The 13,481-nt window shown below is 66.2% G+C and carries 12 protein-coding genes and 1 tRNA gene; 6 read left to right on the top strand and 7 right to left on the bottom strand.

Annotated elements, in window-relative coordinates:
- Window positions 1-2: 2 nt before the first annotated feature.
- Both HLH35_RS10750 and HLH35_RS10755 read right to left on the bottom strand, forming a co-directional pair.
- Window positions 3-869 carry an RlpA-like double-psi beta-barrel domain-containing protein gene (locus HLH35_RS10750; RefSeq protein WP_338029335.1) on the bottom strand — a complete coding sequence of 289 codons (867 nt, stop codon included), beginning with the start codon at window positions 867-869 and terminating at the stop codon, window positions 3-5.
- Window positions 866-1,837 carry a lytic murein transglycosylase gene (locus tag HLH35_RS10755; RefSeq protein WP_182979134.1) on the bottom strand — a complete coding sequence of 324 codons (972 nt, stop codon included), beginning with the start codon at window positions 1,835-1,837 and terminating at the stop codon, window positions 866-868. The genes HLH35_RS10750 and HLH35_RS10755 overlap by 4 nt, the downstream gene beginning before the upstream one ends.
- Window positions 1,838-2,065: 228 nt before the next feature.
- Here HLH35_RS10755 and HLH35_RS10760 point away from each other — a divergent pair, with 228 nt between their 5' ends.
- Together HLH35_RS10760 and HLH35_RS10765 are read left to right on the top strand one after the other, a co-directional pair.
- A complete protein-coding gene (locus HLH35_RS10760) occupies window positions 2,066-2,641 on the top strand; it encodes a DedA family protein (RefSeq protein ID WP_182979135.1) in 576 nt (191 codons plus the stop codon).
- The gene (locus HLH35_RS10765; protein ID WP_182979136.1) at window positions 2,638-3,735 is read left to right on the top strand and encodes a D-alanine--D-alanine ligase; all 1,098 of its coding nucleotides are present in this window, start codon (window positions 2,638-2,640) and stop codon (window positions 3,733-3,735) included. Before HLH35_RS10760 ends, HLH35_RS10765 begins: the two co-directional genes overlap by 4 nt.
- Window positions 3,736-3,776: 41 nt before the next feature.
- Here HLH35_RS10765 and HLH35_RS10770 read toward each other — a convergent pair whose 3' ends face one another.
- Window positions 3,777-4,244: an MlaD family protein gene (locus tag HLH35_RS10770; protein WP_182979137.1), complete on the bottom strand. Its 468-nt coding sequence runs from the start codon at window positions 4,242-4,244 to the stop codon at window positions 3,777-3,779.
- 115 nt (window positions 4,245-4,359) lie between these two features.
- On the opposite strand from HLH35_RS10770, the gene HLH35_RS10775 reads away from it, so the two are divergent.
- From HLH35_RS10775 to HLH35_RS10785, 3 genes are all read left to right on the top strand, one after another.
- On the top strand, window positions 4,360-5,202 hold the full coding sequence (locus HLH35_RS10775; protein ID WP_182979138.1) for an undecaprenyl-diphosphate phosphatase: 843 nt from the start codon (window positions 4,360-4,362) through the stop codon (window positions 5,200-5,202).
- Between the two features lie 132 nt (window positions 5,203-5,334).
- The gene (locus tag HLH35_RS10780; RefSeq protein ID WP_182979139.1) at window positions 5,335-6,120 is read left to right on the top strand and encodes a GDSL-type esterase/lipase family protein; all 786 of its coding nucleotides are present in this window, start codon (window positions 5,335-5,337) and stop codon (window positions 6,118-6,120) included.
- Between the two features lie 116 nt (window positions 6,121-6,236).
- Window positions 6,237-7,775: an APC family permease gene (locus HLH35_RS10785; RefSeq protein WP_182979140.1), complete on the top strand. Its 1,539-nt coding sequence runs from the start codon at window positions 6,237-6,239 to the stop codon at window positions 7,773-7,775.
- Window positions 7,776-8,001: 226 nt separating this feature from the next.
- Here the strand turns inward: HLH35_RS10785 and HLH35_RS10790 are convergent, their stop codons facing one another.
- Entirely contained in the window at window positions 8,002-9,171 is a 1,170-nt protein-coding gene (locus HLH35_RS10790; protein WP_182979141.1) for a mechanosensitive ion channel domain-containing protein, read from the bottom strand.
- A 174-nt stretch (window positions 9,172-9,345) separates the two neighbouring features.
- On the opposite strand from HLH35_RS10790, the gene HLH35_RS10795 reads away from it, so the two are divergent.
- Window positions 9,346-9,420, top strand: a tRNA-Met gene (locus tag HLH35_RS10795).
- A gap of 83 nt (window positions 9,421-9,503) precedes the next feature.
- Here HLH35_RS10795 and HLH35_RS10800 read toward each other — a convergent pair.
- Genes HLH35_RS10800 through HLH35_RS10810 form a run of 3 tightly spaced genes read right to left on the bottom strand, consistent with a single transcriptional unit; the run spans window position 9,504 to window position 13,371 of the window.
- Entirely contained in the window at window positions 9,504-10,766 is a 1,263-nt protein-coding gene (locus tag HLH35_RS10800) for a cytochrome c (protein WP_182979142.1), read from the bottom strand.
- Window positions 10,763-12,916 carry a molybdopterin cofactor-binding domain-containing protein gene (locus HLH35_RS10805; RefSeq protein ID WP_182979143.1) on the bottom strand — a complete coding sequence of 718 codons (2,154 nt, stop codon included), beginning with the start codon at window positions 12,914-12,916 and terminating at the stop codon, window positions 10,763-10,765. Before HLH35_RS10805 ends, HLH35_RS10800 begins: the two co-directional genes overlap by 4 nt.
- The gene (locus HLH35_RS10810; protein WP_182965783.1) at window positions 12,916-13,371 is read right to left on the bottom strand and encodes a (2Fe-2S)-binding protein; all 456 of its coding nucleotides are present in this window, start codon (window positions 13,369-13,371) and stop codon (window positions 12,916-12,918) included. The genes HLH35_RS10805 and HLH35_RS10810 overlap by 1 nt, the downstream gene beginning before the upstream one ends.
- Window positions 13,372-13,481 lie beyond the last annotated feature (110 nt).

Here is a 13,481-nt window from a genome sequence, read left to right on the forward strand (position 1 = left end):
CCCTATTCGACGACGATCCGGGCGCCGGTCATTCCGTCGCCCAAAAGCTGGTCCAGCGCCCGGTCCGCCCCGGCGACATTCATGAAGGGCCCGACATGGACCCTCCAGGCCGCCCGGCCACGATCCTGCACCGGTATCACCCGGCCGCCGGTCCGCGCGGCGGCCACCTGGGCATAGCGCAGGGTGGAGAACGTTCCCGCATCCACCCACAACATTCCGCCCTGGACATATCCCTGCCGCACGTCGGGCGGCAGGTCGCGCATCAGCGCCGAAACATCGGCCGCCCCGACCGTGCCAGTCGGCGCCGCGACGATCGTCCCGCCGGTGCCCGGACGATCCAGCGATTCCGCGCGGATCTGGTCGACCGGTGCGGCCGCGACATCCAGATGCTGGCCGCCCGGCAGGGCTTCGGCCAGTTGCTCGTTCTCGGCCTCATGCCCGATGATCTCGACCTGCACCGGATTGGCACCGATCCCCAGCAGGGCGGCCACGCGGGGCGTCAGGCCAATCAGCCGTCCGCGCGCTTCCGGCCCCCGATCGTTCAGGCGAATGGTCAGCTCCCGCCCATTCTCCAGGTTGCGCACAGTCACGATCGCCGGCAGTTGCAGGGTGGCATGGCGGCCGGTCAGGGATTGCGGATCGTAATGCTCGCCGTCAGTGGTGACATAGGGCGTCTGGTCGGGATCAGCGACTGCCAGCCCGGTCTGCCGATAGCCGAAATCCTCACGCGGATACTGCCACACCCCGTCCATCTGGTAGGGTGCACCCACGACGTAATGCGGGTCGGCTGGCGGCAACGGCGGTTCGGCCCGATGACAGCCCGCCAGCCCAAGCACGGCCAGCATCACCGGAAAGGCGCGGCGCGTCACGTGACGTCGCGGCCCAGCAGGCCAACGGCCAGCGCGTAGAAATCCGACGGGTTGTAGCGGCGGATCACCGAAAAATTGCGATAGACCATAAAGGCCTCACCCCCCGGCCCATCCGGGCGGATCACCGCCCCGCGAATATCGGTGCGCGAAAACGTGCGTCCATCCGCCCTGCGCACGCCCTGCCCCATCCATTCTTCCAGGGTGCGCACATTGCCGCGGCCCAGTTCGGCCTGCGCCACCGTCGCGGGCACCGTAACCTCCTGCCCCCAGGGCTCGCCCGCCACCCAGCCGCAACGGGCCAGATAATTGGCGATCGACGCCATGACGTCCGGTTCGCTGTTCCAGATGTCGCGGCGGCCGGTGCCGGTGAAATCGACCGCGTAACGCAAATAGGCACTGGGCATGAACTGGGGCTGCCCCATCGCGCCGGCATAGCTGCCCAGCATCGAATCGGGTTCGACATCCCCATGGTCCAGAATGCGCAGCGCATTCATCAGCTCTGCCCGGAAGAACGACGCCCGCCGCCCGTCATAGGCCAGCGTGGCCAGCGCATCCGCGACATGAAACGTCCCCATCCGCGTACCGTACGCAGATTCCAGGCCCCAGATCCCCACCAGCGGCTGGCGGTCGACGCTGTACCGCCCGCTGACCTCCGCCAGCAACGCGGCGCGCGCGCCCGCCGCCGCACGCCCGTCCGCAATCTTCTTCGGCGTCAGCACCTTCTGGCGATATTGGGCCCAGGTCAGGGTGAATTCCGGCTGGTGGCGGTCCAGTTCCAGGACCCGTGCATTAGGCGCCCGCAAGGCCAGGGCCCGATCGATGATCGCGGCCGACAATCCATGGCCCACCGCCTCGGCCCGTACGCCGGCCAGAAACGCGGCATAAGATTGCTCCGCCGCGCGCGCCGTGGGCACGCCGGCGGCGAAAGCGGCCGAGGCCGACAGCAGGAAATCACGGCGTCCGATCATGACGAAAGCTGTGCCACAATCCGCCGGGGGCTTTCAATCCTCGCCGCTGTCGGCAGGCGATTTGTCGGTGGTGGCGAAGCATGCCACAAGGTCCCCAATCCGGGCACCACCCCGGCCGGCCCGTCCGGCTGCCGCGCGGAACGGATTCCATGGGCAAGAGGTTCACGACGTGAGGATTGCGACCCGCTTCTTTCTGCCGTTCCGGGATTGAACGGCGGCGCCCCGGTCATGTTTCCCTCACTCTCCGCCCTGTTCGCCAAAGCCGGCGCCGCGCCCGCAATCCAGGCGCTGGTCATCATCATCGGCACGTTCATTCTCGAAGACGCCGCGACCATCCTGACCGCCATGGAGGTCCAGACCGGTCAGGTCGCCCTGCCCGTTGCCTTACTCGCACTTTATGTCGGGATCGTGGCCGGCGACCTGGGCCTGTATGGCCTGGGCAAGCTCGCGGCCCTGTGGCCGGCGGCCCGGCGCTGGGTCAAGGTCCCCCAGGACGAGAATGGCGGCAACTGGTTCGGCCGGAACGTGTTCCGCATCGTGTTCATCAGCCGCTTCATCCCCGGCGCACGGTTGCCGCTCTATACGGCGTGCGGGTTTTTTGGCGCATCGGTGCGTCGGTTCGCCCTGGCGGCCATCCTGGCAACCCTGATCTGGACAACATTGCTCTTCGCGGTATCGCTACAGGTCGGCCATTTCCTGATCACGCATCTGGGTGCATGGAAATGGGCCGGAATGGGAGGATTCGCCCTGACCATCCTTCTCGTCGGCCGGATCGTGGCCAATGTGCGGAGTCCGTCCCGATGACCCATGCCTCCACCGCCGCCACGCCCCAGGCCGACGTATCCCGACCGCCCTCTCCGCTGTCGATGTTCGAATTCTGGCCTGGCTGGGCCTTCTACACCCCCATCGTCCTCTACTGGATCCTGATGGGGCTGCGGCATGGCGACCTCAGCCTGCCCACCGCCGCCAATCCACGGATCGAAACCGGCGGCCTGTGCGGCGAAAGCAAGACCGACATCCTGGACATGGCGGGCGATGTCGCGCGCCAGTGGATCGCGCCTTATACGACGGTAACCACCGGATCGGCCGACGATGCGGCGGCCGCGACCGCGGCCCTGGCACGGGCCGGGCTGGCGCTGCCAGTGGTCGTGAAGCCGGATATCGGATGCAACGGCACGGGCGTAAAGCTGGTCACCACGCCCCAGGAACTGGCCGCGGCAGTGGTGCTGTTTCCGCCGGGAATCCGGCTGGTGATGCAGCGCCTGATCCCCTATGAGCACGAGGCCGGCATCTTCTACATCCGCCATCCGGACGAAGAGCGGGGCCGGATCACCTCGGTGACCTACAAGGAAGCACCGGTTCTGGTCGGGGATGGCCGCTCGACCGTCCGCCAGTTGATCGACGCCGACGCCCGCACCCGCCTGGTGCCGCATCTCTACCTGCCCCGCCTGGGCACGCGGGTGCATGAGATCCTGCCGGCGGGCGAGACGATGCGCCTGGTCTTCGCCGGCAATCATTGCAAGGGCTCGATCTTCCGCAACGGCGCCGACGACGTCACTCCAGCCCTGACGGAACAGATCGACCGGATCATGCGCGACATACCCGATTTCCATTTCGGCCGGATCGACCTGAAATTCGAATCGGTGGCCGCCCTCCGACTCGGCCGGGGGTTCGAGATCATCGAAATCAACGGCGTGGGGTCGGAGGCGACCCATATCTGGGATTCGCGCACCACATTGCGCGAGGCCTATGCCGCGCAGTTCATGCATTACCGCGAAACGTTTCGCATCGGCGCGAAGAAGAAGAAGGCCGGCTGGCGGTCGGCCGGGGCCTTCACGATGCTACGTTACTGGCGCCGCCAGAAGAAACTCCTGGCCTCTTATCCGCTTAATGACTGAGAGCCGGTTCAGCAGCGCCGCGCCCGGCAATCCGGCGCGCGCTACGGCGTCGAATCGGAGGACAGGCCGCCATTCCCGAAGATGTAATTACTGACCTGCTGCTCCAGGCTGACAGCTTCCTGCGCATTGGTGATCACCGCGCCGGGGGCCAGCCGGTCTTTCGCCGTGCCCGGCTCGATCATCAGCGAATCGTCGCTGGTCATGGTCGCGCTGCCGATCGTCACGCCACTGTCGGCCGGCAGCGACAGCGCCCGATCCACCGTAAAGCGCACATTCGCCACCGCCATCACGGGGTCCAGGACAATGTCGGTCACACGCCCCACGGGCACGCCGGCCAACTGGACATCCGCCCCCACATGCAGCCCATTGGCCGAAATGAACCGGGCCGTCAGCGGATAGCGATCATGGCTCAGGTCGGTCTGCGAGGCCCGGGCGTAGACGTAGAATACGGCCGCCACCAGCAGGACCAGGCTGCTGAAGACGATCGCGCTTCCTTTTTCCCGCACCAAATGCCCCTCTCCTCTTCCCGTTGGCCCACAATTCGCCACACTGTCCGGCAAGTGCTTGCCGAACTGATGAAAAATGGGCACCACGCCAGTCTAAATCGCCATGGACAGCCGGACAATGACAGTTTTCCAAGCCATCATGATCGCGATCCTCCAGGGGGCGACCGAACTCTTTCCGGTCAGCAGCCTGGGCCACGCCGTCATTGTCCCCGCCCTGCTCGGCTGGGTGTTCGACCCGCAGGGGGAAATCTTCCTCCCCTTCCTGGTCATGCTGCATCTGGGGACGGCCGTCGCGCTGCTGTATTTCTTCCGTAGCGACTGGGTGGCCATCTTCCAGGGCATCACCGGCCGCAACGGCAGCCAGCGACAGGCCGAGAGCATCCACATCCTCGCCCTGCTGGTCGTGGCGACCATTCCCGCCGTCATCATCGGCGGGCTGCTGGAACATTGGCTGCGCGCGCTGTTCGGCAGCGCCCGCTATGCCGCCATCTTCCTTGTCCTCAACGGCTTCCTGCTGCTGATCGCGGATCGGCTGCGCGGCAGCCGCGCCATCCAGCTCGGGCGCCCCATCGCCTCGCTCACCTATGCCGATGCCCTGATCATCGGCCTGTGGCAGTGCCTCGCCTTTTTCCCCGGCATTTCGCGCTCGGGGGCCACCATGGTCGGCGGCCTGTTCCGCAGGCTCAACCATGAAGGCGCCGCGCATTTCTCGTTCCTGATGGCCCAGCCGGTCATCATCGGCGCCGCCGTACGCGAGGCCGCGCACATGCGCCACGTCACCCTCGCGCCCGGACAGATGCAGTTGGCCACCGTGGCCGCGGTGGTGGCGGCCGTGACCGCCCTGGCCAGCACCGCCTTCCTGATGCGCTATTTCCGCCAGCACGAGCAGTGGGCGCTGCGTCCATTCGGCTATTACTGCCTCATCGCCGGTGCCATCGCCTATTTCGTCCTCGGCCATTAAGAGGCCGTTTGCAAAGTGCTGCTGCCGCCAATCCAACGCGCGTTTGCGGCACTTCGCTGCTTACAGCGCGTGCCGGCCCGCTCCTGCTCGGCATCGACACTTTTCAAACGGCCTCATAGCATTCCGGATATCATGACACGCTCCCTTCGCCCCCTGCTGGCGATCACCGCCCTGCTCGCCCTCGCCGCACCCGCTGCCGCACCGGCCGCAACCGCCAATCTGGCCGTCGAACAGGTCTCGCGCATGGATACGCCGTGGTGGCACCAGCGCTTCGCCGACAAGCAGGCGGAAATCACCAGCGGCCGTTACGATCTGGTGTGGCTGGGGGATTCCATCACCCAGAACTGGGAGCGCAACGGGCCGGAGCCCTGGCGCGATTTCGCACCGGTCTGGCAGCATTATTACGGCGACCGGCACGCCATCAATCTGGGCTTCAAGGGCGACAGCACCTGCCATGTCCTGTGGCGGCTGGCCCATGGCGAACTGGATTTCCGCACTGCGCCACGCCTGTTCGTGGTCATGATCGGCGCCAATAATTTCGGCCATGTCCATACCGACGCGGCCCATACCTATCCCGGCATCACCCGCATCGTCGATGCGATCCACGCCCGCTTCCCGACCACGCAGATCCTGCTGCTGGAGGTCCTGCCCTCGATCCGCTCGGCCTGGGTCAGCGCGAACACCCGGCAGCTGAACAGCATGCTGGCGGCGGATATCCGCCGGGGCCGCCCGTGGCTGCACCTGCAGGATGCCGGAGCGGCGGTGGAAGCAAATGGCGCACCCGACCCGTCACGCTTCCTGGACCCGCACCTGACCCCGCCCGACCCGCCGCTCCACCCGACGGCGGCTGCACAACAGGACATCGCACGGATCATCGAGCCGACCGTGGCCACGATCCTGGGCGACCACCGCCACTAAGCGGGCCTGGCTGCACATGCGCGCTGTCGGCGACCCGGCGCGCGTTGCCTGCCATCTTGCGCAGGAACAGCTTTTGCAACGATACAGGCTTTCCCCGATCTGATATTGTGAAATTTATGTCTCTCCCTCGAGCTTCTACCAGCCGCCTGCGGCTTCGCAAAACCATCCAGCAAATCGAATCCGAGAGCCAGAACCATGGGTTACGGCGCACCCTTGGCCCCATCCAGCTGATGATGCTGGGTATCGGCTCGACCATCGGCGCCGGAATTTACGTCATGACAGGCACCGCCGCCGCCAATTACGCGGGCCCGGCCATCCTGCTCTCGTTCCTCGTCGCCGGCCTGGCCTGCCTGTTCACCGCGCTGTCATACGGTGAATTGGCCTCCACGATGCCGGTCTCCGGTTCGGCCTACAGCTACGCCTATGTCTCGATGGGCGAGGGTGCGGCCTGGGCGGTCGGCTGGCTGCTGCTGCTGGAATATGGCGTGTCCTGCGCCGGCGTGGCGGCAGGGTTTTCCGGATACGCCACCAGCTTACTTCACGATCTGGGCGTCCATGTGCCCACGTTCCTGAGTACCACCCTGGTCCAGACCTTGCCCACGGCCCACGGCGCCAGCCTGCTGGTGGCCCCCCGGGTCGATCTGGTGGGCGCCCTGTCGGTGGTCGTGGTCACCGGGCTGCTGGTTCTCGGCATCGAGGAATCCGCGCGGATCAACACGCTGATCGTGTTCGTGAAGGTCGGCGTGCTGATGCTCTTTCTGATCTTCGGCATCCGCTACGTCCATCCCCACAACCTGCTGCCCTTCATTCCGCCCAGCGAAGGCGGATTTCATTTCGGGGTGCCCGGCATCTTTCGCGCCGCCTCGGTGATCTTCTTCGCCTATGTGGGGTTCGAGACCGTGTCGACCGCCTCGGCCGAAGCCCGCAACCCGAAGCGGGACGTGCCGCTGGGCATCATCGGCTCGCTGGTGTTCTGCACTCTGGTCTATATGTGCGTCGCAACGGTGCTGATCGGGGTTGTTCCCTTCCGCCAGCTGGGCGTGGCCGATCCTCTGGCCATCGCCGTCGATGCGATCGGCCAGCCCTGGCTGGCGCTGATGATCAAGGTCGGCGCCGTGGTCGGCCTCTGCTCGGTGATCCTGGGCCTGCTCTATGGCCAGACCCGCGTCTTCTTCACCATCGCCCGCGACGGGCTGCTGCCGCCGATCTTCTGCCGCCTGCATCCCACCTTCCGCACGCCGTGGGTCGGGACCATGGTACTGGGCGCGATCGTGGCGGTCGCCACAGCAACCCTGCCGATCGACATCATCAGCGACCTGGTCAGCCTGGGCACCGCCGCCGCCTTCGGCATCGTCTGCTTCACGGTCATCTGGCAGCGCAACGCACGGCCCGATCTTCCGCGCCCCTTCAGCGTGCCGCTCGGGGGCATCCGGATCGGCGGCGTGTGGATCGGCGTGGCGCCGGCGCTGGGCATCCTGTTCTGCCTGATCATGGCCGGCCCGCTGTTCGTGGACATGGTCCGCGCATTGTTCAACGGCAACCCGCTGCCGATGATCCTGCTGGGCACCTACGTGATACTGGGCATCCTCAGCTACACGCTCTACGGTCACTCCCACTCGCGCCTGGGCCGGGAAGACAACACGGCAATCATCTGAAAGCCTGACCGGAAATGCGCGCTGGTGGCGATCCGACGCGCGTTTCCTGTGCTTCGCTGCTCACGGCCATCAAGGCCGCTCCGCTGCGATGCTCGGAAACACACGACGGGCGCGCCCCTTCGGGCCGCTCTCGCTCACCAGCCCACATTTCCGGTCAGGCTTTGAGAAACTGATGAATGGCGGGCGGCCGATAAGGCCGCCCCGCTTCAATGCGTGGAGCCTGAACCTACGGTCCGGAGGGGCCGGTATAGGCCCCCGGCGGGGGCCGATCGATCAGGGGCGCCACCATCAGGGCCTCCTGCCCCGCCAGGGACGAGACATGGGCCAGCCGCTCGCGCGGCAGGGCCTCGGGACACTCGTCCCGCAGAAAGACGATGATCTTTTCCCGGATCTCGCACCGCAGATCCCAGCTCACCATCGCCGAGCGCGCGCTGGCGATGATCCGCACGGTCATGACCTGGGCGCTGCAATCGGCCACCTGCACATCGAACACCTTGCCGTCCCACAGAGGGCTGCCATGCACGATCTCACGCAGGCGCACGCGGATACGGTCCATGGGCGCATGGAAATCGACATACAGGAACACCACGCCGATCAACGCCGCCGAATTATGGGTCCAGTTCTGGAACGGATTTTCCAGGAACCAGGAGATCGGCACGATATGCCGCCGCCAGTCCCAGACCCGCAGCACGACATAGGTGGCGGTGATTTCCTCCACCCACGCCCAGTCGCCATTGATGATGATCAGATCTTCCATGCGAATCGGCTGCGTCATGGCGATCTGCATGCCCGCGATCAGATTGGTCAGCAGCGGACGGGCCGCCAGGCCGACCACCACGGAGGCCGCGCCCGCCGACGCAAACAGGCTCAACCCGTATTCCCGCACCGATTCGAACGTCATCAGCGCCGAACCGACCGTCAGCAGCCCGACCAGGATATCCGCCATGCGCCGCAGCACGCGGACCTGGGTCATGTGGGTACGCAGCAGGATATCGTCGCGATCGTCCTTGCCGGTGATCCGCGCCAGATAGGCATCGGACAGGATGCGCATGGCCACGATCGCTGCATAGCCCACCATCAGCACGAACAGCACCAGCAGCCCATGGCCGGCCCATTGCATCGTGCGATAGGAAAAACCGGAAGCCGGCAGCGCGGTCCCAACGAAGATAATCGCCAGCATCACCCGTGCCGGGCGCTGCATCGCCGTCGTGAACGACCGGACGAACGCGCCCCTCTTCTGTCCCGGAATGCGCAGGACCAGCTTGGTCATGATCCGGCTGCAGATCTCGGCCATCAGCACCGCCGCGCACAGCATCAGCACCGAGGCCACCGTGGCGGGAAGCCAGTCGAAGGACTCGCGAATCTGGGTCAGGAGGTCGATGAAGGCGCTTTTCACGAATCCGGGTTCACTCTTTCCGTAGGGGCGACGCAGGATGCCAACGGCATGAATGGCGTCATATCAATGGGGACGAGGCGCTTCTTTAACCATGATGAGAGCCCTCACTTCAAACACGATCCGTGGGTTGACTTTACCCGGACGGGGCGATATCTCCCACGTCACCGACACGATGGCGGCGTAGCTCAGCGGTAGAGCAGGGGAATCATAATCCCTTGGTCGGCGGTTCAAATCCGTCCGCCGCTACCATCGGTCGGTCTTCCCATTTTATACAGACAATCCGGCAGGCCCGCATGACGGGCCTTTAGCCGTAATCGTGACGTTCGTCCCGCTCAGGATGGCGGGACGGTTGCCCGGGCAGCGGCGACGTCCTCGGCCGTCACATGACCGACCCGATTCCCGAAATGACCGATGGCATAGTTCGCGATGTCGGCCAGATCCTGGTTGCGATATTCGGGCCCGAACGCCGGCATGATCATCGCGCCATGCGCGCTCTGCAGCGTCACGCCCTCCACCATGGTCCGGACCAGATTCCGCCCGTCGATCTCACCCAGGCTGCGCGCCCCCCACAGGGCCGCAAAATCGACCTGCCGCCCATGCCCATCCGTCAGATGGCACCCGGCGCACGCACCGGCGAACAACCGCCCGCCATTGCTGTGATTCGGGCCCGCCTGGGCAAGAGTCTCCGGTGACACGACGCCAACGGTTTCGTCCGAGCGCCGCGCGGGCAGGCTGCGCAGATAGGTCACCATCGCCGCGATATCCTCCGGCGTCAGATAGCGCAGGCTGTGGCTGACCACCTCCGCCATCGGCCCCACGGCCGTACCACGCCCGTCGGCATGCCCGGTGGAGAGGTACGCGGCCAGTTGCGGGTCGCTCCACGCGCCAATGCCGCTATCGACATCCGACGAGATATTATAGGCCAGCCAGCCGTCGATCGGCGCCCCGGCATAGGATTTCGTCACCGACAGCGCCTGGAGCATGTTGCGGGGCGAGTGGCATTCGCCACAATGGCCCGCGGCATCGACCAGATAGCGCCCCCGGTTCCACGCCGCCGAACGCCCCGGATCGTCCGCCAACGGCCCCGACGGGCGATAAAGCAGGTTCCACCCGATCATCGCGACGCGGATATTATAGGGAAAGCGCACCTGATTGGCCGGCGCCGGCGCATGGACCGGTCGCAGGGTCATCAGATAGGCGCGAATGGCGCGAACATCCCCCTCCGTCATCCTGGCATAGGACGCATAGGGCATGACGGGATAGAGATGCCGCCAGCCGGGCGCCACGCCGCGACGAACAGCCGCATCGAACTGCGCATCGGTATAGCGCCCGATGCCGGTTTCATGATCCGGGGTGATATTGGGCGCATAAATGGTACCAATCCCCGGCAGGTCGAACGCGCGCCCCCCGGCGAAGGGAATGCCACCCGGCTTCGTGTGGCAGACCTCGCAATCCGCCGCCTGTTCCAGATAGGCGCCGCGCCGCGCCAGATCGGCATCCTGCGCCCGCGCCGCAACACAGGTCAGCACCATCCCGGCCAGAACGGCCATGCCGGCGGCCCGGCGCCCAAGGCGCACCATGGACGGGCGGCTCATGCCTGTGCCCCCGTCAGAGGCAACCGGCGATAGCGCCGGCCGGTGGCAGCGGCCATCGCATTGGCGGCCGCTGCGGCGGCCGCGGCCGTCCCGGTCTCACCAATGCCACCCGGGTCCTCGGTGCTGTCGACCAGATGCACTTCGATGGCCGGGGATTCGTTCATGCGCAGGATCCTGTAGGAATTGAAGTTCTTTTCCTGCACCCGCCCCTTCTCCAGCGTAATCTCGTTGAACAGGGCGGCGCTCAGGCCGAAGATCAGCCCCCCTTCGATCTGCGACACGACCTGGTCGGGATTGACCACCCGTCCGCAATCGACGGCGACAACGGCACGGCGGACGCGCACGGTGCCCATCTGGGAGACCTCGACTTCCATCACGGTGGCGAGGTACGAGCCGAAGACATATTGCAGCGCCACACCGCGCCCGACGCCCTCCGGCAGCTTGCTCCCCCACTCCGCCTTCTCGGCCGCCAGGTCCAGCACCGCACGGGCGCGGGGATGGTCGCCCGTCATGCGGCGGCGGAACTCCACCGGATCGACCTTCGCGCTGGCCGCCAGCTCGTCGATAAAGCTCTCGATGACGAAGACCCCGCGCGTGCCGCCTACCCCGCGCCACCAGGCGGTCACAACCCCCGGTGCCTCGCGCCGCGCATAATCCAGGAACATCGCGGGGATCGCATAAGGCGTCTCGACCGTCGCGACCAGCAGATCGTCATCCACACCATTCGGCAACAGCGCCTCGGGCGCCCAGCGCGCAACCACCGCCGGCCCGACGATACGATGCGACAGCCCGACCAGTTTACCGTGCGCGTCCAGCCCGCCCACCAGATGGTCGACATAGGCCGGACGATAGCGGTCCAGCGCCAGATCCTCCTCGCGGCTCCAGACGATCTTGAGCGGATAGGCCACCTGGCGGGCAAACTGCACCGCCTGCGTGACATATTCATGCTCCAGCCGCCGTCCGAAGCCGCCGCCGATATACTGGTTGTGCAGGAAGACCTTGTCCTTCGGCAGGCCCGTCACCTCGGCCGCCGCATCGCGGGCCCGCATCGGCACCTGGGTGCCCACCCAGATATCGCATCGCTCGGCCGTCACATGCACGGTGCAGTTGATCGGCTCCATCGGCGCATGTGCCAGCAGCGGCTGCTGATAGACCGCCTCCACCCGCGTCGCGGCCCCGGCAATGGCCCCCTTGGCGTCGCCCTTGGTGTGGGCGACGATGGCGGGTCCCTGCAGGGCCTCATGCAACCCGCGATAGACCGTCTCTGTGGAGACGGTGGAATTGACCCCCTCGTCCCAGGTGATCGCCAGGGCTTCCAGCCCCTTGCGCGTGGCCCAGAAATGGTCACCCACCACACAGACCGCGTTGCCGATCGTCAGCACGTCCCGCACGCCGGGAATTTTCCGCGTGGCGCTGTCATCGACATGCAGCAGCACGCCGCCCATCACCGGGCAGGCCGCGACGGTGCCGAACTTCATGTCCGGTTGCTGGATATCGATGCCGAATGTCGCCGTGCCATTGACCTTGGCCGGCCCGTCCAGCCGATGCTGGGCATGGCCGATCAGGCGGAAGGTCGACGGATCGCGCAAGGCGACCGGGCTGGTCGGAACCGGCAGGGCAGCGGCCTCGACCGCCAGCTCGCCATAGGTCAGGGTGCGCCCGGTGGGCACATGGCGCACCACGCCGGCCTCGGTCTGGCACGATGCCGGATCGACCACCCAGCGGTTGGCCGCCGCGCCGACCAGCAGGGTGCGGGCCACGGCACCGGCCTCCCGCAGGCTGGTCCAGGTCGCGATCGTCGAGGTCGAACCGCCGGTGGCCTCCGTCCCCAATGCCTTGGTCACATAGGCATCGTCCGGCGGCGCCGCCTCGATCTGGATCTGGTCCAGCCCCACATCCAGTTCCTCGGCGATCAGCATCGCCTCGCCGGTATAGATCCCCTGCCCCATTTCGACATTCGGCAGGATCAGCGTGATGCTGCCATCCGGCGCGATCCGCACGAAGGCGTTGGGGGCGAACGGACCAGTCTGGTCCTCGACGATCCGTGTCGCCGCGCGCGACCGCTCCAGCGGCACTATCGCCGCCATCAACAGGCCGCCGGCCCCGAGCAGAGCGCGGCGGCGCGAAATCGCAATCGTTCCGACAGGCATCAAACCGCTCCGGCCACGTTACGGATAGCCGCGCGGATCCGGCGATAGGTGCCGCAACGACAGATATTGCCCGACATCGCCTGGTCGATTTCGTCATCCGAGGGATGCAGGTTGCTCTTCAGCAGCGCGATGGCCGCCATGATCTGGCCAGGCTGGCAATAGCCGCATTGCACCACATCGATATCCAGCCAGGCCTTCGTGACCTCTGTCGCCACTTCGTCCTCGGCCAGTCCTTCGATCGTCGTGACCGGCCGGTCGCCCACCAGCGAGGCCGGCAGTGAACAGGCCCGCACGGCCTTGCCATCGACATGGACGGTGCAGGCCCCGCATTCGCCGATACCGCAGCCGAATTTCGTGCCCGGCAGCCCCAGGACATCCCGCAGGACCCACAGCAGCGGCATGTCATCGGGAACATCCACCTGATGCGCCGCGCCGTTTACCTGCAATGTCAGCATACAAATCCTCCGGACCAGACGAACCGGGTCGCGGACAGGCAGTCACCCGCCAGCCCGCCGTACCGATATCAGAGCAGTATCGAACCGATCATGCTCCGCCGCCAACCCCT

Source organism: Gluconacetobacter asukensis (assembly GCF_014174375.1).
Taxonomy (GTDB): Bacteria; Pseudomonadota; Alphaproteobacteria; order Acetobacterales; family Acetobacteraceae; genus Gluconacetobacter; species Gluconacetobacter asukensis.

What these genes read in the sequence shown, in the direction of transcription:
- HLH35_RS10755 (WP_182979134.1), bottom strand. Translation starts at nt 1,837, where the DNA reads ATGATCGGACGCCGTGATTTCCTGCTGTCGGCCTCGGCCGCTTTCGCC.
- HLH35_RS10760 (WP_182979135.1), top strand. Translation starts at nt 2,066, where the DNA reads ATGTTTCCCTCACTCTCCGCCCTGTTCGCCAAAGCCGGCGCCGCGCCC.
- HLH35_RS10765 (WP_182979136.1), top strand. Translation starts at nt 2,638, where the DNA reads ATGACCCATGCCTCCACCGCCGCCACGCCCCAGGCCGACGTATCCCGA.
- HLH35_RS10775 (WP_182979138.1), top strand. Translation starts at nt 4,360, where the DNA reads ATGACAGTTTTCCAAGCCATCATGATCGCGATCCTCCAGGGGGCGACC.
- HLH35_RS10780 (WP_182979139.1), top strand. Translation starts at nt 5,335, where the DNA reads ATGACACGCTCCCTTCGCCCCCTGCTGGCGATCACCGCCCTGCTCGCC.
- HLH35_RS10785 (WP_182979140.1), top strand. Translation starts at nt 6,237, where the DNA reads ATGTCTCTCCCTCGAGCTTCTACCAGCCGCCTGCGGCTTCGCAAAACC.
- HLH35_RS10800 (WP_182979142.1), bottom strand. Translation starts at nt 10,766, where the DNA reads ATGAGCCGCCCGTCCATGGTGCGCCTTGGGCGCCGGGCCGCCGGCATG.
- HLH35_RS10805 (WP_182979143.1), bottom strand. Translation starts at nt 12,916, where the DNA reads ATGCCTGTCGGAACGATTGCGATTTCGCGCCGCCGCGCTCTGCTCGGG.
- HLH35_RS10810 (WP_182965783.1), bottom strand. Translation starts at nt 13,371, where the DNA reads ATGCTGACATTGCAGGTAAACGGCGCGGCGCATCAGGTGGATGTTCCC.